Origin of the sequence: Rhizobium bangladeshense, assembly GCF_001662075.1 — a bacterium.
GTDB classification, from domain to species: Bacteria; Pseudomonadota; Alphaproteobacteria; order Rhizobiales; family Rhizobiaceae; genus Rhizobium; species Rhizobium bangladeshense_B.
This window is the reverse complement of the sequence record NZ_LYPL01000003.1, coordinates 354,169-371,764: the sequence shown is the minus strand read 5'-3', so window position 1 is coordinate 371,764 and position 17,596 is coordinate 354,169. Positions and strand designations below refer to the sequence as shown.

Here is a 17,596-nt window from a genome sequence, read left to right as displayed (position 1 = left end):
GAAGGGGATACCCAGCCACCGTTTTGGAGGAGATTGCCTTGCACGATGATCACGACCATCACCGCGACCATGCCCACGGGCATGATCATGACAATCATTACTCGGACATGCAGGCCCGCGTGAAGGCGTTGGAAACGCTGCTGACGGAGAAGGGGCTGATCGACCCTCATGCCATCGACGCAATCGTCGAGACTTACGAAACCAAGGTCGGGCCGAGGAACGGCGCGCATGTCGTCGCGAAAGCCTGGAGCGATCCTGATTTCTCCGACTGGCTGAGGCGCGATGCGACGGCGGCGATTGCGAGTCTCGGTTATACCGGCCGGCAGGGCGAGCATATGCGCGCGGTCTTCAATACGGCCGAGACCCATAACCTCGTCGTCTGCACGCTCTGCTCCTGTTATCCCTGGTCGGTGCTCGGCCTGCCGCCGGTCTGGTACAAGGCGCCGGCCTATCGTTCGCGGGCGGTGATCGATCCGCGCGGCGTGCTCGCCGAATTCGGGTTGACCCTGCCGGAGGGCAAGAAGATCCGCGTCTGGGATTCGACGGCGGAGCTGCGTTATCTCGTGATCCCAGAGCGGCCCGAGGGAACGGAGGGCATGGAGGAGGCCGCACTTGCGGGCCTTGTGAGCCGCGACGCGATGATCGGTACGGCAGTCGCCGGCAGCCCGGAGGCGTTGCCATGAACGGACCGCATGATCTCGGCGGGCAGATGGGTTTCGGGCCTGTCGCGCCCGAAAGGGACGAGCCCTATTTTCATGCGGAATGGGAAAAGCGGGCGCTCGGCATCACGCTCTCCTGCGGCGCTTTGGGCGCATGGACGATCGATGAAAGCCGGCATGCGCGCGAGAATATTCCGCCGGCAGATTACCTCGCGGCGAGCTATTACGAGATCTGGATCCGCGGCGTCGAGACGCTGCTTGCGCACCACGGCTTTGTAACGCGCGAGGAGCTCTTGTCCGGCCACAAGCTGCAGGATGGCTCGACGCCGAAACGGGTGTTGAAGGCGGAGAGGGTGCCGGCTGTGCTTGCCAAGGGCGGGCCTTGCGACAGGCCGGTGGATGGCGAGCCACGCTTTGCGGTCGGCGAGCGGGTGAAGACGAAGAATTTCAATCCGGCGACGCATACGAGATTGCCGCGCTATGCCCGCGCCAAGGCCGGCGTCGTCGAAGCGGTGCAGGGCTCCTTCGTCTTTCCTGACGATAATGCGCATGGCAAGGGCGAGAACCCGCAATGGCTCTATACCGTCGTTTTCGACGGCGGCGAGATCTGGGGCGAGGGCGCGGATCCGTCGCTGACGGTCTCGATCGATGCGTGGGAGAGCTATCTTGAGCGTGTGTGAAATACCCTCCGAACGCAGCCAGTCGCCCGATCTGCCAAAATCTCCGGAGGGCGCACCTGTCTTTCCCGAGCCTTGGGCGGCCGAGGCTTTCGCCATGACCGTGCATCTGCATGAGAAGGGGCTGTTTTCCTGGAGCGAATGGGCGGAAAGCCTTTCACGGCAACTGCACCAGCCCGGACGGGCGGAAGACGGCAGCGACTATTTCGACTGCTGGGTGGCGGCGCTTTCGGAGCTGCTGGTCAGCCGCGGCGTGGCCGACGCATCCGCCATTCTCGACCTGCAGCAAAGCTGGCAGCGGGCCGCCGAAGCCACACCGCATGGCCACCCGATCGAGCTCGCCAACGATCCGCTGCGCTGATCTCACGACGGAAACTGCTTGTAGCATTCCTCGGCCACCGCGCGCAGCGACTCGCGCGAGATTTCGCCGGTGACGGCGTAGCCGAGTTCGCCGTCGACCCAGTAGAAGGTTTCGAGATTGCCGGACGAGGCGAAGCGGAAGCTCGTCGTGCGGTTTTCCTTGTTGCGCCCGACCATCACGGTCAGGCGCTCGCCGGCCTGGTTTTCGTACATGAACATCGCGCCCGGCCTGCCGTCGACCGGCAGCAGGCGGCCGCCGACGAGCTTGAAGCCGAGCGGCTGCAGGTTGGGGATCTTGAGGTTCTGGATCGCCAGGCGCTTGCCGAGCCAGGTGGCGAGATGGGCCTCCTCGTCGGCAAAGACCTCGACGGGATGGCGGACCTCAGCAGCATAGACGGTAAAGGCGGTCTCGGCCTGTTTCGGGAAGGTTTCGGAGCCGGCGAGCTGCAGTTCCGGCTTTTCCAAAAAGACAGGGCCATAGTGGCCGCTGACGGCGCCGAGGGCGAATACGAGGAGGGCCGCGGCTGCTGCTGCCCAGCGCTGCCGCGCGGGCGAGACGGCGCGCAGCGGAGCGACGAGCAGGGGATCGATGTCCCTGGCCTTCTCGTAACCGGTAAAAAGCGAGCGGATGCCCGAGTTCTGGACCTGCCATTCGGCGACCATCGCCGCTTCATCCGGATTGTCGGCAAGGTAGGCCTCAATGCGGGCGCGGGCCGTTTCCGTCAGCTGCCCGTCGGCATAGGCGTGGAGATCGGCTTCGGTGACGATCGGGTTGGTCTCGTTCATTTCGGTCTCCGAAGCGTAATGACGTTATCGGCCTTCAGATGCTCGGCGACGCGCCGGCGGGCGCGCGACAGGCGCGACATCACCGTGCCGATCGGGATATCGAGCGCGGCGGCGACCTCGCTGTAGCTGTATCCCTCGATGACGACGAGCATCAGCACGGCGCGGTACTCCTCGGAAAGGCTGTTCAGCGCATCGTTGAGCCGGGCGCTCTCCAGCGGATCGGCCGGTAGTTCGGGCGCTGCCATATCCTCCGCGGCGTCGAGTTCGATCAGGCCGTCGCGCGCCTTGCCGCGCCGGCCGTTGCGGTAGAGATTGGTCATGATGGTCAGGACCCAGCCGCGCAGGTTGAGGCCGCGCCATTGGCCGCGGCGAGCCAGAATCTTCTCGACACAGTCCTGGAGCAGGTCCTCGCCATCGGCATCCGAGCGCGTCAGGCTGCGCGAATAGCGCCTGAGCGAGGGCAGGAGGGCCAGGATCTGGCCCTCGAATGTTTCGGGTGCGGGTGTTTTCACGCCGGTTCTCTTGGCGTCACGGCTTGGCGAGATCCCAATTGCCGCCGACGCCGTCGCCGGTGATGTCGCCGGCCTTCTTGTCCTTGACCCAGTAATAGAGCGGCATGCCGTCCTTGGCCCATTGCTTCGTGCCGTCCTTGCGTTCGATGATCGAATATGCACCATCGGCCTTAGCATCGGAAGCCGCCATCAGCGGGGGCCAGTTCTTGGCGCAATCGTCGTAGCAGTTGGAAACGCCTTTGGCGTCCTTCTTGAAGGTATAGAGGGTCATGTCGTTTTCGCCGGCAAGCACCTTGCCCTTGGCGGATTCGACTTCCTTGACGGGAGGGGCGGCGAAAGCAGCGGTCGCGGCAAGGGCGGCTGCGGCTGCGACGGACACGAATTTCACGGATGTCATGATGTCTCTCCTCGGGTTGGGCACGCAATGCTGCGATACCTGAGATGAGACACCGGACGAGGCGGTTTTATTCCCGGCTGAGCGAAAGTTTTTCGCGACTCAAGATCAGGCTGGAGAGAGGTCGCGGAGACCACGATACAAGCGAGGGATGCGATCTGCTCGGCGAAGCTGGACATCCTCGCCGTCGCTGCCGGTCATTTACATCATGCCGCTTTGCGGATATTCTGTATCCTTAATTTGGTTCGCAGAACCGGCCATTATGAGTTGCTGAATGATCCTGAAAAGCCAGGTCGAGTGGGCGCTGCATTGCTGCGCCATTCTCGCAGGCCTGCCCGAGGGTAGGTATCTTTCCACCAAGGCGCTCGCCGAGCTTCATGGTCTGCCGAAGGAATATCTCTCCAAGGCGCTGCAAAGCCTTTCGCAAGCCTCGCTCGTCGATACCACGCTCGGCCCGAGCGGCGGCTACAGGCTGGCGAGATCCCCCTCCGATATCAATTTCCTCGACATCGTCGAGGCGGTCGAGGGAAAGGAGCGCAGCTTCACCTGCACGAACATCCGCGAGAACAACCCGTGCCGGCCGGCCGGCTATTGCGACAGCAAGCCGTGCGCCGTCGCCCGCATCATGTGGGAAGCCGACGAAGCCTGGCGGAATACGCTGAGAACCGTCCGGCTCTCCGATCTCGTCGATACCCTGTCCGAGGACGTGCGGCCCGACATCTGGCAGAGCACCTTCGAATGGGTGCTGAAGCGCGCCGGCTGAGAGGGTGCGAATCTCTACGCCCTGAAAATAGTCCTGATGGTCTTCAGGATGGCGTGGGCGTTGCGGGCCTGTTCCGCGGGCAGGGCGGCGCCGTCGCGGAAGCGTTCGGTGCGGCCGGCGAGGGCTTCGGCGATTTCTTCGGCCAAAGCGGGGCGTTCGGTGAGCAGCGGCGCGAAGGCCTCCTGGTCGATTTCATAGACCGTCACCGGGGTCAGGGCCTCCAGGGCGCAGATCTCCTGCATGCCGGCGAGCAGGCCGGTCTCGCCGAAGAAATCGCCCGGCGCGAAGCGCCCGCGCTCTTCGCCTTCGCGCCGCGCCACGATGATGCCGGCGCGCACCATCATCAGCGAGGGCAGCATTTCGCCCTCCCGCGCGATCACGTCGCCCTTGCGGAACTGCCGGACCGTGGTGGTCTCGGCGAGTTTCTGCTTTTCATCCGACGTCAGCGTCGCAAAGACCGGAATGGCTTCGATCAGCGCAAGCGGCGTGACGCTCGGCGGCTTGGCGTTTTCTTCCGTCGGTAGGACGGCGGTCACGACATTGGCCGCGGGTGGAACGGCCAGAAGCAGGCCGGCGGATTTGCAATGGCGATAGACGAGATCGAGCACCTCGTTTCGCGCCGGCACGCGCTGGCTGGGGCTCGTCACCCGGAACTGCAGCTCGACTTCGAGCGCGGTGGCATCCAGGCCCTTCAGGGCGACGACCGGCGGCGGCTCGCGCACGATCGAATTGCAGCTCGTGAGCGCGGAGAGCATGACCTGGCGGATCGATGCCGGCATCCGCGTCGGGGCGATGCGGATGGTGAGGATCAGCAGATGCGTCTCGTCCGGCCGGCTGACATTGGTCAGGCCGAGTTTCGCTAGAAAACTGTTCGGCAGGACGACGACATTGTTGCCAGGGGTCAGGATGTGCGTCGCGCGCCAATTGCTCTCGACGATGCGCCCTTCGGTGCCGTCGCTCAACAGGATCCAGTCGCCGATGACATAGGGGCGGCCGAGCGTCAGGGCGATGCCGGAAAAGACGTCGGCGAGCGTGTTCTGGAGCGCCAGACCCAGAATGATGGCGACCACGCCCGATGTCGCGACAAGGGTTCCGATCGGCACGCCGAAAACAAAGGCGAGGATCGAGAGCATCATGCCGATATAGACGACGCCGATGACGAGATCCTGGAGCAGGCGGGCCTCGCGCGGACTGCCCTCCAGCACCAGATAAAGCCTGATGAAACCGACAACGGCCCATGCCAGGTGGACCCACCAGAGCGACTTGGCGACGATGACGAGCATGGCCTGCGAGTCTTCGGACTGATATCCCTGAAAGCGGTGCGGTTCCATGCCACTGCCGACGAGGATCAGCGTCATCACCGCGAAGAAGAGGATCTGCACCACCAGCCGCGTCGTCGGCCGCTGGCTGGAGAGGAAGTACCAGACGACGATACCGGCGAAGCCGACCACGATGAGGGATATCAGCGGCTTGCCGAAGAGCGCGTCGTAGATCATCTCTCTCTGTCTCCGGGAGGGCGAGCGGCACATGATTCAGCATGTCGGCCACTCGCGCAAGCATCGGCTTGCGCGGGTGAGCATTGACCGGCCATCAGTTCTGCAGTGGGAAGGTCAGCTCTTTCTGATCGGTATCTACGACGAAGACGGCGAGCAGGCGGGCTGGCTTGGTTTCGCTGCCGTTGGCGCTGACGCCATGGCGGTCGCCCGGCATTTCGGAAAAGCTCTCTCCGGCCTGATAGACCTTGACCGGGCCGTCATTGACCTGGCTGCGGATCGATCCTTGGAGCACGGTGGCGTAGATGAATGCCGACTCCGGGTGGGTATGGCCTTCGGAGAAGCCGCCCGGGCCGTATTCGACCAGCACGCCCTTGATGCTCTTGCCCGGCACGTTCGGCAGTTCGTGCTCATAGACGAGCGTCACCTTCGCGGATTTGCTGCTGTCATGGGCGGCGGCACCGGTCGCTGTGAGAAAGGCGAGGGCGGCGGCGATGATTGATGCTCTGATCATGGGAATCTCCTGTGTTGCTGGGATGGAGAGGACGCGCCCAAGCGGCCGCGTCCTGAGGCAAGTCAATCACTTCGACGGGACTGATGTGGCGAACCACTCTTCGAAGGTGATCGTACCGAGCCGCGGGTTGTCGTCGGAGACGAGCGACTGATCGTTCAGTCTCGCGCCGAAATATCGCGCCTCGGCGTCGGCCTCGACGGTGCGCGGGTCTTTCGCTGCCTTCAGGTAGCGGGCGACAAGTTCGCTGAGGCGGGCCCGTTCCGGACCTGCTATCTCGACCGTGGTGTTGGCGGGGGCGGAAAGCGCCACGTCGGCCATGGCGTCGGCGACGTCGTCGGAAGCGATCGGCTGAACATAGGCCGGTGACAGGCGGACCGTCTGGCCGATGGTGCCTGATTGGGCGATGCCATTCAGGAATTCCATGAACTGCGTCGAATGCACGATGGTATAGGGAATGCCCGAGGCCTCGATCAGCTTTTCCTGGGCGAGCTTGCCGCGGAAATAGCCGCTTTCCTGCAGGCGCTCGGTGCCGACGACTGAAAGGGCGATATGGTGCTTGACGCCTGCGGCCTTCTCGGCGGCGAGAAGATTGCGTCCCGAGGTCTCGAAGAATTCGAGCACGGTCTTGTCCTCGAAGGAGGGCGAATTGGCGAGATCGAGCACGACCTGAGCGCCCGCCAGCGCTTCCGCCAGCCCCTCGCCGGTGATGGTGTTGACGCCTGAGTTCGGCGAGGCGGCAATCACCTCATGGCCGCGCTTGCGCAGGCGTTCGACAGTTTTCGAACCGATGAGGCCGGTTCCGCCGATGACGACGATTTTCATAACGGGTCTCCCTTCGCTCCGGGGCGCGGCAGCGTCAAAATTGAATCTTCTCAATGAATTGCGAGGGTTAGTTCAGGCCAGCCTTATCGAGGCCATAGGCCTTGTCGGCCGTGCCGGGCACGGTTTTGAAGCCGACATTGACGCGGTTCCAGGCATTGATGGCCATGACGACGAAGGTCAGGTCGGAGATTTCCTTTTCGGAAAGCTGGCCGCGAACCCGCTCGTAGATCTCGTCGGGAACGCCGCCTTCGGGCAGCTTCGTCAGGGCTTCGGTCCAGGCAAGCGCTGCGCGCTCGCGGGGGATGAACAGGTTCGATTCCCGCCAGATGGCGACGTGATAGATCCGCAGCTCGCTCTCGCCATGGATCTTTGCCTGCTTCACATGCATGTCGAGGCAAAAGCCGCATCCGTTGATCTGCGAAGCCCGGATTTCGACCAGGGCCTGCAGCTTCTCGTCGATCACGCTGCTCCTCAGCGCCATGCTGAATTCCATGAACTTCTTGAAAAGCTCGGGGGACTGCTGGGCGTAGTTCAATCGCTGGGTCATGTCTTTCTCCCGTTATTAAGGACATTTGGTATCCTTATGGATGGAAGATATCCTTAATTGCTGGACTGTAAAGTCATTCTCGCTTAGTCTGGCGGTATAACGCCTATGCGCAAAAGTATGAGGGGCCTGTCATGGATATCGTTTCGGCATTGCGGACCTTTCAGCGTGTCGTGGAGACGGGCTCGTTTTCAGCCGCCGCGCATGATCTCGACGTGACCCAGCCGGCAGTCTCGCGACAGGTCGCGGCACTTGAAGGTCATTTCAACACCCGCCTCCTGCATCGCACGACGAGCGGCCTGTCGCTGACGGCGGAGGGGGAGCGGATGATGCCGATGGCGGTAAGGATACTCGAAGCGGTGGAGGAGCTCGGCGATGCCGCCGGATCGGATGGAGCGATCGCTTCGGGCAAAGTCAGGCTCAGCGTTCCGGCACCACTCGGCCTCTATCTCAGCGAGCGGCTAGGCGATCTTCTCGCCGCCCATCCGAAGCTCTCGGTCGAGCTCCTTTTCAGGGAGCAAAGCTCGGATATGATCGAGGAGCGCCTCGATCTCGAAGTGCGCCTCGGCCCGGTCGCCGACAGCAGCCTCGTCTGCCGGCGGATCGGCTGGACGACGGCCTTCCTCGTCGCGTCTCCCGCCTATCTCGCACGCAGGGCGGCGCCCCGCGCGCCGAAGGACATCAAGGATCACGAATGCCTGTGCTACAGCAGGGCAGGCGAGGCCAACATATGGTCCTTTTCGAACGGCTCGGAAGACATGACCGTCCGGATCTCGCCGCGGCTGACCGCCTGCAACGCCGTCGCCATTCACAGGGCGGCCCTTGCCGGCGCAGGCCTTGCGGTGCTCTCCCACATCATCGCCAAGCCCGACATCGCCGCCGGCCGGCTGATCACGGTGATGAAGGATTTCCAGCCGAGCCGGCTGCCGGTCACCGTCGTCTATCCCTCGCGACGCAACATGCCGCTGCGCGTCAAGACGGTTCTGGATTTTCTGATGGATGCGATGGGGCAGGACCCGTCGATGTGCGCAAGCGGCGCGGACCGGGGCTGGAACGGGTGAGTGCAGGGATCTGCCGCCATCGGCCGTGCCGCGTCAGTTTCCGCCTTGCCTAAGTCAGGCGAATCCTGCCAAGTCGTCTGGTCATGCAATTTGCGCCGCAACAAGACGAAGCCCTCAAGGCTGTTTCGAAATGGCTGAACGAAGGGCGCTCGCCGCTCTTTCGCCTGTTCGGCTATGCCGGAACGGGCAAGACGACGCTTGCCCGGCATTTTGCCGAGAATGTCGATGGCGACGTGCTGTTTGCCGCCTTCACCGGCAAGGCGGCGCAAGTGCTGCGTTCGCGCGGCGCCTCCAACGCCAAGACGATCCATTCGCTGATCTATCGCCCGCGCGGTGAGGAGGCGGTGGAAGACGAGGAAACCGGCAAGACCTCGATCGCACCGATGTTTTCGATCAACCGGCAGAGCCCCGTCGCGAAAGCCGCACTGATCATCGTCGACGAATGCTCGATGGTGGACGAGGCGCTCGGCAAGGATCTGATGAGCTTCGGCACGCCGATCCTGGTGCTCGGCGATCCCGGCCAGCTGCCGCCCGTTTCGGGCGGCGGCTACTTCACCAATCAGGAGCCGGATTACCTGCTGACGGATATCCACCGGCAGGCGCGCGACAATCCGATCATCAAGCTCGCCATGCAGGTGCGCGAAGGCAACGAGATCATGTATGGCGACTACGGCACGGCCAAGGTGATTTCGAAGAACGAGGTGACGCAGCAACTCGTGCTCGACGCCGACCAGGTGCTCGTCGGAACCAACAGGACGCGGCGGCGCTACAATCAGCGCCTGCGCGAATTGAAGGGTTTTTCCGCCGATTATCCGCAGACCGGCGACAAGCTCGTCTGCCTGCGGAACGATCCGGCCAAGGGCCTGCTCAACGGCTCGCTCTGGCAGGTGATGACCTCGTCGAAGGAAACGACGAAGCCGGGCATCAATCTCCTCGTCCGTCCCGAAGACGACGACATGGATCGCGGTGCGGCCAAGATCAAGCTGCTCAAACAGGCCTTCGAGGATGTCGACGGCGAGATTCCCTGGAACACCCGCAAGCGCTATGACGAGTTCGACTATGGTTATGCTCTGACCGTCCACAAGGCGCAGGGCTCGCAATGGAATGACGTCGTGCTCTTCGACGAGAGCTGGGCTTTTCGCGACACCAGGGAACGCTGGCTCTATACGGCGATCACGCGCGCGGCGGAGACGCTGACGATCGTGCGTTGATCCCAGTTGGGAAGGGGACGGTGGCGGCCGTCAGCGGAATTATGCTTGCACGATGCCGAGCAGAACGGCCTTGGCGATCGCCTGGAAGCGGTTGTTGGCACGGAATTTCAGGATGATTCCGGCTTCGAGGTCGCGGGTCTCGTCATGCTTCAGGTCGAGCGCCCGGGCGATGCGCTGGGTGGAATAGCCCTCGGCCATCAGTTCCAGGCAACGCCGTTCCTGGGAGGTGAGGCTGGAACTGTCCTGATTGTCGTTGAGTGGCTGTATTTCCATGCCGTCGTCGAAATCCAGAAGATCGCCGACCTGCTGGAGCTGGCGGTGCAGCGTCGACATTTCGGCCGTCAGCTCTCGCTTGCGCACCTGCAGGGCCTCGCGGAACATCGCTTCGGCCGTTTCCTGCGAATCGGCGCCGCGCAGTTCGTGCATCAATTCCTGGATGACGGCGATCGGCATGCCAGTCTCGCGGCAGACGGTGATGACGGCCATGCGCATCACGTCGTCCTGGCCGTAGACCCGCATCAGGCCGATGCGATTGGCCGAGATCAATCCCTTTTCTTCGTAAAAATGCAATGTCCTGTGCGTAACGCCGAATGCGTTTGCCATATCGGCAATAGGCACGGGACCATCAGGCAGATCCGGCGGCAGCGCGGCCGAAGGCAGGAACCGGTATTTCGACCGGGCCTCCGAAGTGATACCGGCGGTAGCAAACAGGCGTTTGGAGCCGTCTGGCATGAACCCTCCTAGGGCATGTTGTTGCACCTCATGCGGATTTTGCCAGTTGCTTCCCGGTCGCGGCGAGTGGGGTTTCCTCTGAGCGTCTTACAGGGGGAAAGAAGCAGTACGCGGCGTACGTTTACGCGACACAATGTCCACGTTATGCGTGAACGATCTTTTTTAGAAGTGCTAAAAATAATCTCTTTTAAATGGGATAGCAACGCGACGGCATCAATCGCAGGCTGTTGCCGTGTGCTGCAGTAAAACATCCGCCGCCTTGCGGCATCGGCCGGCCATCTTCAGGGGCGACGAGAATTACTGCTGTCGGCGCGGCGGTGGCCAGCGAACCTCGACCCTACGGCATCCCATCAGCAACCGGTATAGGATCCATTCGCGAATCTCGTTGGCCATCGCCGGGCACTTGGCTTAAAAGCGGAACCTCCGTTTCAGCGCCGATGGATATCAAACATGCCCGCCAAGCTCTCCGTGAATCTCAACGCCATCGCCATGCTGCGCAACCGGCGTGATCTGCCCTGGCCGAGCGTCGAAACCTTCGGGCGCATAGCGCTTGCCTCGGGCGCCAGCGGCCTGACGGTGCATCCGCGCCCCGACCAGCGCCATATAAGATTTTCCGACCTGCCCGTCATCCGCAACCTGATCGACGATGAGTTCCCCAAGGCCGAGTTCAACATCGAGGGCTACCCGACTGACGAGTTCCTCGATCTCTGTGCCGGCGCCGCACCCGAGCAGGTGACGCTGGTGCCCGACGATCCCTCCCAGGCAACCTCCGATCACGGCTGGGATTTCCGCAAACATCAGGCTTTCCTCACCGATGTCGTCGCGCGGCTGAAGACGATGGGGTGCCGCGTCTCGCTCTTTGCCGATGGCGACGGCGATGCCGAAGCGGTCGAGATCGCCAAGGCGGTGGGCGCTGACCGGATCGAGCTTTACACCGGCCCCTATGGCGGCTGCTATGACGCACCGGAGCGGGCCGCCCCGATTCTCGAAGCGTTGGGGAAGACGGCGGACGCGGCCGTGGCGATCGGCCTTGCGGTCAATGCCGGGCACGATCTGACGGTCGCAAACCTGCCTGATCTGGTGAAGCGCATTCCTGATCTTGCCGAGGTTTCCATCGGCCATGGGCTGACCGCCGATGCGCTGGAATATGGCATGGCGGAAACGGTGCGGCGGTTCTGCAGGGCGTGCGGGCAGAAGGTTTGAAAGTATCGTCCAGCGACGGCACGGTGGCATCAACTGGTTTTGCTGTCGCATCTGCAGCGCCTGGGGTTACCCCCCTCTGCCCTGCCGGGCATCTCCCCCACAAGGAGGGAGATCGGCAAGAGGTTGGACCATCGTTCCCGCAGTAGCTATACGGTAGTTGTTTGGGGAAGCCATTGCGCCCAGCCAATCTCCACCCTTGTGGGGGAGATGCCCGGCAGGGCAGAGGGGGGTGTCCCACGGCACCTCCTATCCTCCATTCCTGCGCCTCGGGGGGCCTTGTCCCAAGGGATGTCACAGAATCGACCCACGGCGCGTCGGCGCCGTGAGTGACTCATCTGAGGTACGAGTTTCTCATTCAAAACCAGACCGCTCATCCCTGCCACAAGCGCAGGGATGAGCAGAATGTTCAATGGGCAGCGCTGCCAGCAGCCGTCAACGCGGCCTTATGCGCCACGAAGAAATCCTTCAGCGGCTGCGGCTGTTTACCCGTCAGCTTGATGAAGTCTGCAGTAACGATCTCGAACTTGCCGGCGCGGATGTTGGCGTCGGCCGATACCAGCATGTCGGCGATGAAGCCGGGGAGGCCGGCGCCGCGGATGCCCTGGCCGAGCTGTTCGTCATTGACGTCGACCACGTCGAGCGGCTTGCCGGCGGCCTCAGAGACGGTGGCGGCGACCTGTCGGTTGGTTAGCAGTTCGGTGCCGGTCAGCGTATAGGTGGCGCTTTCGGATGTGCCGGAGGCAAGGGCGGCTGCGATCGCCAGGGCGCAGTCGTCGCGCGCAATGGTCGAGATCTTGCCGTCGCCGGTGGCGCTGTACCATTTGCCGCCCTGCAGGTTGTGCGGCATGCCGTGCAGGTAATTGTCGTGATACCAGGCGTTGCGGAAGATCGTATAGGCGAGGCCGCTTGCCTTGATGGCGTTTTCGCTGCCGAGGTGATCGGGCGCGAAGATCACGAGGGAATCGTCGGGCGTCGGCATCGAGGTATAGGCGATGTGCTTGATGCCCGCCTTGGTGGCGGCAGCGACGGCAGCCTTGTGCTGGGCGAGGCGCTTGCCGGGGGTGTCGAGCGCGTCGGTGCTGATGAGCAGCAACCGGTCGACGCCGGCGAAAGCCTTTTCCAAGCCCGCCACATCATCGAAATCGGCCTTGCGGGTGACGACGCCCTTGTTTGCAAGCTCGGCGAGCTTTTCCGGGCTGCGCGTCGCCGCGACGATCTTGCCGGGGGCGACCTTGTAGGTTTGGATGAGGTGATGGATGACACGCTGGCCGAGCTGTCCGGCGGCGCCGGTGACCAGGATGGTTTCGCTCATACGTCATTTCCTTCTGCGTTTGATGATGGTCTCAAAAAGAGACTAACGCTAGAATAGGAATTGACTTCGCAGTGTAAAGGAGGCAGTTTTTCGGCTGTACGTTACTGAAAAGGAACCATCCCATGAGCAGCGAGGTCCTCAGCCTCAAGAACAGGATGCCGGGGATGCGGCGCGAGATCGATCTCGCCGGCCTCGATTTTTCCAATTGCCCGGTCAGGGACATGATGCAGCAGATCGGCGGCAAATGGTCGACGCTACTGCTCGAAGTGCTGGCGGCCGAGCCCCGCCGCTTCGGCGAGCTTCGGCGGATGCTGCCTGATATCTCGCAACGCATGCTGACGCAGACGCTGCGCGACCTGCAGAGGGATGGTTATGTCAATCGCCAAGTCTTCCCGACCAAGCCGCCGAGCGTCGAATATTCGATGACCGATCTCGGACGTTCGCTCTACCAGCCGCTGTCGCAGCTTTTGAACTGGGCGGAAGCGAACCATGACGCGGTGCGCGCCGCCCGCTCGCGTTTTGATTCCGCCGATGGTTAGGCTTCCTTGCCGCGCCCTTCCGTCAGGAACAGCATGAAGGCGAGTGCCGGAAAGGCGAAGCCGATCCAGGCGGTCATCGTCCAGCCGCCGGTGGCATAGGCCCAGCCGCCGAGCGCCGAGCCGAGCGCGCCGCCTGCGAAGAAGGTGGCCATGAAGAGGCCGTTCAGCCGGCTGCGATGTTCCGGGTTCAGCCCATAGATGGCACGCTGGCCGCAGACCAGGTTGGTCGTCACGCCGAAATCGAGCATGATCGCGGCCCCCGTCAGCAAGATCATTGCGGTGAGCGAGCCGTCAGCGGCGAAATGGCTGATCAGGAAGGAGGCCATGCCGAGCAGCATGGCGATCGTCGAGGCGACCTTGGTCATACCGCGATCGGCAAGCCGGCCGGCGATCGGCGAGGCGACGGCGCCGGCCGCCCCGGCAAGTGCGAATAGGGCGATGCCGTTTTGCGTCAGGCCGAAGGCCGGGCTTGCGAGCAGCAGAGGCGTCGTCGTCCAGAACAGGCTGAAGGCGCCGAACATGCCGGCTTGATAGAGCGCACGGCGCTGCAGCACCCGCGAGGTCAGCGCCAGATGCGCCATGGAGGCGAGCAGTTCCCCATAGCCGAGCTTGGTCTTCGGCACGCGGACCGGCAGGTTGGCGCGCAGGACGACGGCGAGCACCAGCATCAGCGCCGCGGTGACGTAATAGACCATGTGCCAGGAGGAGGCCTCGGCGACGAAGCTTGCAAAGGGGCGGGCCAGCATGATGCCGCAGAGCAGGCCGCTCATGACATTGCCGACGACCTGACCGCGCGTCGCATCCGGCGCCATGTTCGCGGCGAAAGGCACGAGCACCTGGACGGCGACCGAGGCAAGGCCGATCGACAGCGAGGCGGTGAGGAACATGGCGGGTGTCGTCGACAGCGCGGCACCGATCAAGGCGAGTGCGGAGACGGCGACCAGCGCCAGCACCAGCCGGCGGTTTTCGGTGAGGTCGCCGAGCGGCACGATCAGCAGCAGGCCGAGGCCGTAGCCGATCTGCGTCAGCGTGACGATCAGCCCGGTCGCGGCCGGCGTGAAGCCGAGATCGGCGCTGATCGGCCCGGCAAGCGGCTGGCCGTAATAGAGATTGGCTGCCACCAGCCCGCAGGCAGTGGCGAAAAGGAAGGTGAGCCAGGGGGAGAGGGCCCGTGAGACGGCCTCATCCGGCGTAGTGGCTGAAATGCTCATTTGAAACTCCGGTATTGTTCGAAGATCGGGAAGATTGAATGCAAAAATGCTGGTTGCAACACCCGATCCTCGACCGGGTGCCGGTATTCGCTCGCCTGTTTTCAGCTCACGAGCTTCATCGCGGCTTCGGCCGCTGACATCATTTCCTGACGGGTGCGTCCCGTCTTGCCGATGACGCGCAGGCCCTTGGTGAGGCAGAGGAAGGCGAGGGCGGCGGCATCCGCGTCCACCGTTTGCGGGATCGTGCCATCGGCCTGGCCGGTGCGGATGAGATCGGCCATCAGCTTTTCGTCCGCGGCAAAGGCGGTCGCGACATGGGCGGCGGTTTCCTCATCCAACAGGGCGAAATCATTGGCGCCGCCGACGACGAGGCAGCCTTTGCGGCCGGCATCGCCATAAGAGAGCTCCGTATAATACATCACCATCTGGAAGACTTTTTCGCGACCCGTCGCCGCGGACGCAATCATCGCTTCCAGACGCCGCCGACCGAGTTGACGATAACGGCCGAAAGCGGCGAGGAAGACGCCGCGCTTGTCTTTGAACGCCTTGTAGATACTGCCGGAGGCGAGGCCCATTGCCTCGGTCAGATCGCTGATCGAGGTGGCGTGGTAGCCGCGTTCTGAAAACACCCGCAGGGCCGAATCCAGCGCTGCGTCCATATCGAACTCGCGCGGCCGGCCACGGCTGCGCGTTGTTTCATCTGGTGTGAGGCCGGCGTCGGTCATGTCCGCCTAATTAGGAAATGATCGTTTCCAAATCAAGCGAAACTTTTGCGACGCAGCAAATTCAGAGGGCGAGGACCCAGGTCTGGCCGTTGGATTCAGGGCCGAACATACGATGTCTCTCCTCGGAGACAAGGTGAAAGCCGGCCTTGATATAGATGGCGCGGGCCGTCTCCAGCATGTCGTTGGTCCAGAGCGAAAGCTCGCGGTAGCGCTTCTGCCTGCAGAAGCGGATGCATTCGTCGACCAACAGCTTGCCGAGCCCGAGGCCGCGGGCCGATTTGTCGACATAGAGCAGCCGCAGCTTGGCGATGCCATCGCCACCATTGGTGACGAGGACCGAACCGACATTGACGCCGCCGCGTTCGGCGATCCAGCAATATTCCATGGCGGGGTCGAAGTTGGCGAGGAATTTGCCGGCGACCTCGGCGACCAGCGCCTCGAAGCGCAAGTCCCAGCCATATTCCTCGGCATAGAAGCGCCCCTGGCTCTGCACGATCCAGCCAATATCGCCGGCGCGGTGGGGGCGGATGACGGCGGGCGCGGGTTTGGCAGCGGGGTCGAGCAGGGCGCGGATCTTGTCCATGGCGGAGACGACCGCCTCCGGCTCGCCGGTCGCAAGCGTGTCGAAACGGGCGGCGATCTGCGCATTGGCGCGCCGGCCGAGTTCCTCGAATTGCGCATGTCCCCGTTCGGTGACGGTGATGATCTGGCTACGCAGATCGGCCGGATCGGGGTTGGTTTCGATCAGTCCCTCGGCGCGGAAGCGCTTGAGTATGCGGCTGAGATAAGCCGGGTCGAGATGCAGGTCGCGAGCGAGCGCCACGGCGCTGACGCCCCGATGCGAGCCGATCTCGAAGAGAATGCGGGCATCCGTCAGCGTGTAGGGCGAGCCGAGATAGGCCTTGTTCAGCAGGCCGAGGAAATTCGTATAGAAGCGGTTAAAATCGCGGGCGGTTTCGATGAGGGCGGTGTCGGACATAGTGATCTCCAGGGGGAGACCTCGCCGGATTGTTGACAAAGGCCCGCTCCTCGCTCGCCGTCATCCTCGGCCTTGTGCCGAGGAGCTGCTGCCCTATCGAACGGCGGCAGATGTTCGGGACGAGCCCGAGCATGACGGAAGGAGCGGCCGACGCGCCAACAAACTGACAAAAGAACTCCCATGAAGACATATGTCATGCATTTAGTTGACTGAGTCAACTAAATTATAGGCGCCTCACGCAGCCTCTTCCGCCTCTGCGTCCTCCGTGCCAAGGGCGAAATCGACCGCCGCCCTTGCGTGGATTGCAGTGGTGTCGAAGCCCGGCAGCGGCAGGCGGTCGGGATCGAGGATCAGGCAGATCTCGGTGCAGCCAAGGATGATGCTGTCGGCGCCGTGCTCCACGGCGCGGTCAATGATGTCGATCAGCTTCTCGCGCGAGCTGTCGCGCACCTGGCCGGCGCAGAGTTCATTGAAGATGATGTCGTGCACGGTGGTGCGGTCGGCAGCGTCGGGCACCATGATATCGAGGCCGAGGCTTTTCATCCGCTCGGTATAGAAGCCGTGCTCCATCGTGTAGCGGGTCGCAAGCAACAGCGGCCGCTTGTGGCCAGCGGCATGCAGCGATTTCGCCGTCTCGTCGATGATATGGATCAGCGGCACGGAGATTTTTGCCGCGACCTTATCGGCGATCAGATGCATGGTGTTGGTGCAGATTAAGATGCAGCCGGCGCCGCCAGCCTGGAGGCGCTCGGCCACGTCGCCGAGACGGCGGGCCGCTCCAGCCCAATCGCCGGCCTTCTGAAGCGCGACGATCTCCTCGAAATTGACCGAATGCAGAATGAGTTCGGCCGAGGCGAGGCCGCCGCGGCGCGTGCGCACCATCTCGTTGACCAGGCGATAGTAAACCGCCGAACTTTCGAAACTCATGCCGCCGATCAGGCCGATCGTTTCCATCTCTTCGTGCTCCCATGTTCGAGTTTCGAAAATGATGCCGCAATGGTCACGCGGCGTGTTTGCATTGTTTGTCCTTTATCAAGGAGACGTGCTATTATTTTGCATCAATTGGCCAAATGGCGCAAACTGAGAGCGCGGGGTTCAT

21 protein-coding genes are annotated in these 17,596 nt (G+C 62.9%); 8 read left to right on the top strand and 13 right to left on the bottom strand.

Annotated elements, in window-relative coordinates; translation table 11 throughout:
- Positions 1-38: 38 nt before the first annotated feature.
- Genes nthA through A7X77_RS09390 form a run of 3 tightly spaced genes read left to right on the top strand, consistent with a single transcriptional unit; the run spans position 39 to position 1,697 of the window.
- Positions 39-683 (top strand): nitrile hydratase subunit alpha, encoded by a 645-nt coding sequence (gene nthA / locus A7X77_RS09400; protein WP_064682668.1) that lies wholly within the window; start codon positions 39-41, stop codon positions 681-683.
- The gene (gene nthB, locus A7X77_RS09395) at positions 680-1,339 is read left to right on the top strand and encodes a nitrile hydratase subunit beta (protein WP_064682667.1); all 660 of its coding nucleotides are present in this window, start codon (positions 680-682) and stop codon (positions 1,337-1,339) included. Before nthA ends, nthB begins: the two co-directional genes overlap by 4 nt.
- Complete coding sequence (locus tag A7X77_RS09390; protein ID WP_064682666.1) at positions 1,326-1,697, top strand: nitrile hydratase accessory protein; 372 nt, start codon at positions 1,326-1,328, stop codon at positions 1,695-1,697. The genes nthB and A7X77_RS09390 overlap by 14 nt, the downstream gene beginning before the upstream one ends.
- Positions 1,698-1,699: 2 nt before the next feature.
- Here A7X77_RS09390 and A7X77_RS09385 read toward each other — a convergent pair whose 3' ends face one another.
- The 3 genes from A7X77_RS09385 to A7X77_RS09375 are packed head-to-tail and all read right to left on the bottom strand — an operon-like array spanning position 1,700 to position 3,391.
- The gene (locus A7X77_RS09385) at positions 1,700-2,482 is read right to left on the bottom strand and encodes an anti-sigma factor family protein (RefSeq protein WP_064682665.1); all 783 of its coding nucleotides are present in this window, start codon (positions 2,480-2,482) and stop codon (positions 1,700-1,702) included.
- The gene (locus A7X77_RS09380) at positions 2,479-2,994 is read right to left on the bottom strand and encodes an RNA polymerase sigma factor (RefSeq protein ID WP_064682664.1); all 516 of its coding nucleotides are present in this window, start codon (positions 2,992-2,994) and stop codon (positions 2,479-2,481) included. The genes A7X77_RS09385 and A7X77_RS09380 overlap by 4 nt, the downstream gene beginning before the upstream one ends.
- Before the next feature lie 16 nt (positions 2,995-3,010).
- On the bottom strand, positions 3,011-3,391 hold the full coding sequence (locus tag A7X77_RS09375) for a COG4315 family predicted lipoprotein (protein WP_064682663.1): 381 nt from the start codon (positions 3,389-3,391) through the stop codon (positions 3,011-3,013).
- A 271-nt stretch (positions 3,392-3,662) separates the two neighbouring features.
- Between A7X77_RS09375 and A7X77_RS09370 the strand changes: the two genes are divergently transcribed.
- Positions 3,663-4,151 (top strand): RrF2 family transcriptional regulator, encoded by a 489-nt coding sequence (locus A7X77_RS09370; RefSeq protein WP_064682662.1) that lies wholly within the window; start codon positions 3,663-3,665, stop codon positions 4,149-4,151.
- A 14-nt stretch (positions 4,152-4,165) separates the two neighbouring features.
- On the opposite strand, the gene A7X77_RS09365 is transcribed toward A7X77_RS09370, so the two are convergent.
- The 4 genes from A7X77_RS09365 to A7X77_RS09350 form a co-directional block, all read right to left on the bottom strand.
- On the bottom strand, positions 4,166-5,647 hold the full coding sequence (locus A7X77_RS09365; RefSeq protein ID WP_064682661.1) for a cyclic nucleotide-binding domain-containing protein: 1,482 nt from the start codon (positions 5,645-5,647) through the stop codon (positions 4,166-4,168).
- Between the two features lie 94 nt (positions 5,648-5,741).
- Positions 5,742-6,158 (bottom strand): cupin domain-containing protein, encoded by a 417-nt coding sequence (locus A7X77_RS09360; protein ID WP_064682660.1) that lies wholly within the window; start codon positions 6,156-6,158, stop codon positions 5,742-5,744.
- A 66-nt stretch (positions 6,159-6,224) separates the two neighbouring features.
- A complete protein-coding gene (locus A7X77_RS09355) occupies positions 6,225-6,980 on the bottom strand; it encodes an SDR family oxidoreductase (RefSeq protein ID WP_064682659.1) in 756 nt (251 codons plus the stop codon).
- A gap of 67 nt (positions 6,981-7,047) precedes the next feature.
- Positions 7,048-7,527: a carboxymuconolactone decarboxylase family protein gene (locus A7X77_RS09350; RefSeq protein WP_064682658.1), complete on the bottom strand. Its 480-nt coding sequence runs from the start codon at positions 7,525-7,527 to the stop codon at positions 7,048-7,050.
- Between the two features lie 131 nt (positions 7,528-7,658).
- Here A7X77_RS09350 and A7X77_RS09345 point away from each other — a divergent pair, with 131 nt between their 5' ends.
- Both A7X77_RS09345 and A7X77_RS09340 read left to right on the top strand, forming a co-directional pair.
- Positions 7,659-8,585, top strand: coding sequence for a LysR family transcriptional regulator (locus tag A7X77_RS09345; protein WP_064682657.1), 927 nt, complete (start codon positions 7,659-7,661; stop codon positions 8,583-8,585).
- 83 nt (positions 8,586-8,668) lie between these two features.
- On the top strand, positions 8,669-9,796 hold the full coding sequence (locus tag A7X77_RS09340) for an ATP-dependent DNA helicase (RefSeq protein ID WP_064682656.1): 1,128 nt from the start codon (positions 8,669-8,671) through the stop codon (positions 9,794-9,796).
- Between the two features lie 39 nt (positions 9,797-9,835).
- Here A7X77_RS09340 and A7X77_RS09335 read toward each other — a convergent pair whose 3' ends face one another.
- A complete protein-coding gene (locus tag A7X77_RS09335; protein WP_064682655.1) occupies positions 9,836-10,528 on the bottom strand; it encodes a MerR family transcriptional regulator in 693 nt (230 codons plus the stop codon).
- Positions 10,529-10,978: 450 nt separating this feature from the next.
- Here A7X77_RS09335 and A7X77_RS09330 point away from each other — a divergent pair, with 450 nt between their 5' ends.
- On the top strand, positions 10,979-11,731 hold the full coding sequence (locus A7X77_RS09330; protein WP_064682654.1) for a pyridoxine 5'-phosphate synthase: 753 nt from the start codon (positions 10,979-10,981) through the stop codon (positions 11,729-11,731).
- 406 nt (positions 11,732-12,137) lie between these two features.
- Here the strand turns inward: A7X77_RS09330 and A7X77_RS09325 are convergent, their stop codons facing one another.
- On the bottom strand, positions 12,138-13,043 hold the full coding sequence (locus A7X77_RS09325) for an SDR family oxidoreductase (RefSeq protein ID WP_064682653.1): 906 nt from the start codon (positions 13,041-13,043) through the stop codon (positions 12,138-12,140).
- A 122-nt stretch (positions 13,044-13,165) separates the two neighbouring features.
- Here A7X77_RS09325 and A7X77_RS09320 point away from each other — a divergent pair, with 122 nt between their 5' ends.
- The gene (locus tag A7X77_RS09320) at positions 13,166-13,582 is read left to right on the top strand and encodes a winged helix-turn-helix transcriptional regulator (protein WP_064682652.1); all 417 of its coding nucleotides are present in this window, start codon (positions 13,166-13,168) and stop codon (positions 13,580-13,582) included.
- Here the strand turns inward: A7X77_RS09320 and A7X77_RS09315 are convergent.
- From A7X77_RS09315 to A7X77_RS09300, 4 genes are all read right to left on the bottom strand, one after another.
- The gene (locus tag A7X77_RS09315; RefSeq protein WP_064682651.1) at positions 13,579-14,793 is read right to left on the bottom strand and encodes an MFS transporter; all 1,215 of its coding nucleotides are present in this window, start codon (positions 14,791-14,793) and stop codon (positions 13,579-13,581) included. The two genes, A7X77_RS09320 and A7X77_RS09315, sit on opposite strands and share 4 nt — an antisense overlap.
- Before the next feature lie 101 nt (positions 14,794-14,894).
- Complete coding sequence (locus A7X77_RS09310; protein WP_064682650.1) at positions 14,895-15,518, bottom strand: TetR/AcrR family transcriptional regulator; 624 nt, start codon at positions 15,516-15,518, stop codon at positions 14,895-14,897.
- Between the two features lie 61 nt (positions 15,519-15,579).
- Complete coding sequence (locus A7X77_RS09305; RefSeq protein WP_064682649.1) at positions 15,580-16,497, bottom strand: bifunctional helix-turn-helix transcriptional regulator/GNAT family N-acetyltransferase; 918 nt, start codon at positions 16,495-16,497, stop codon at positions 15,580-15,582.
- A 234-nt stretch (positions 16,498-16,731) separates the two neighbouring features.
- Complete coding sequence (locus A7X77_RS09300) at positions 16,732-17,451, bottom strand: aspartate/glutamate racemase family protein (RefSeq protein ID WP_064682648.1); 720 nt, start codon at positions 17,449-17,451, stop codon at positions 16,732-16,734.
- Positions 17,452-17,596 lie beyond the last annotated feature (145 nt).

Excerpts from the sequence above, each read along its gene's own strand:
- nthB (WP_064682667.1), top strand. The coding sequence starts at position 680 with ATGAACGGACCGCATGATCTCGGCGGGCAGATGGGTTTCGGGCCTGTC.
- A7X77_RS09385 (WP_064682665.1), bottom strand. The coding sequence starts at position 2,482 with ATGAACGAGACCAACCCGATCGTCACCGAAGCCGATCTCCACGCCTAT.
- A7X77_RS09375 (WP_064682663.1), bottom strand. The coding sequence starts at position 3,391 with ATGACATCCGTGAAATTCGTGTCCGTCGCAGCCGCAGCCGCCCTTGCC.
- A7X77_RS09370 (WP_064682662.1), top strand. The coding sequence starts at position 3,663 with ATGATCCTGAAAAGCCAGGTCGAGTGGGCGCTGCATTGCTGCGCCATT.
- A7X77_RS09365 (WP_064682661.1), bottom strand. The coding sequence starts at position 5,647 with ATGATCTACGACGCGCTCTTCGGCAAGCCGCTGATATCCCTCATCGTG.
- A7X77_RS09360 (WP_064682660.1), bottom strand. The coding sequence starts at position 6,158 with ATGATCAGAGCATCAATCATCGCCGCCGCCCTCGCCTTTCTCACAGCG.
- A7X77_RS09355 (WP_064682659.1), bottom strand. The coding sequence starts at position 6,980 with ATGAAAATCGTCGTCATCGGCGGAACCGGCCTCATCGGTTCGAAAACT.
- A7X77_RS09350 (WP_064682658.1), bottom strand. The coding sequence starts at position 7,527 with ATGACCCAGCGATTGAACTACGCCCAGCAGTCCCCCGAGCTTTTCAAG.
- A7X77_RS09345 (WP_064682657.1), top strand. The coding sequence starts at position 7,659 with ATGGATATCGTTTCGGCATTGCGGACCTTTCAGCGTGTCGTGGAGACG.
- A7X77_RS09340 (WP_064682656.1), top strand. The coding sequence starts at position 8,669 with ATGCAATTTGCGCCGCAACAAGACGAAGCCCTCAAGGCTGTTTCGAAA.
- A7X77_RS09335 (WP_064682655.1), bottom strand. The coding sequence starts at position 10,528 with ATGCCAGACGGCTCCAAACGCCTGTTTGCTACCGCCGGTATCACTTCG.
- A7X77_RS09330 (WP_064682654.1), top strand. The coding sequence starts at position 10,979 with ATGCCCGCCAAGCTCTCCGTGAATCTCAACGCCATCGCCATGCTGCGC.
- A7X77_RS09325 (WP_064682653.1), bottom strand. The coding sequence starts at position 13,043 with ATGAGCGAAACCATCCTGGTCACCGGCGCCGCCGGACAGCTCGGCCAG.
- A7X77_RS09320 (WP_064682652.1), top strand. The coding sequence starts at position 13,166 with ATGAGCAGCGAGGTCCTCAGCCTCAAGAACAGGATGCCGGGGATGCGG.
- A7X77_RS09315 (WP_064682651.1), bottom strand. The coding sequence starts at position 14,793 with ATGAGCATTTCAGCCACTACGCCGGATGAGGCCGTCTCACGGGCCCTC.
- A7X77_RS09310 (WP_064682650.1), bottom strand. The coding sequence starts at position 15,518 with ATGACCGACGCCGGCCTCACACCAGATGAAACAACGCGCAGCCGTGGC.
- A7X77_RS09305 (WP_064682649.1), bottom strand. The coding sequence starts at position 16,497 with ATGTCCGACACCGCCCTCATCGAAACCGCCCGCGATTTTAACCGCTTC.
- A7X77_RS09300 (WP_064682648.1), bottom strand. The coding sequence starts at position 17,451 with ATGGAAACGATCGGCCTGATCGGCGGCATGAGTTTCGAAAGTTCGGCG.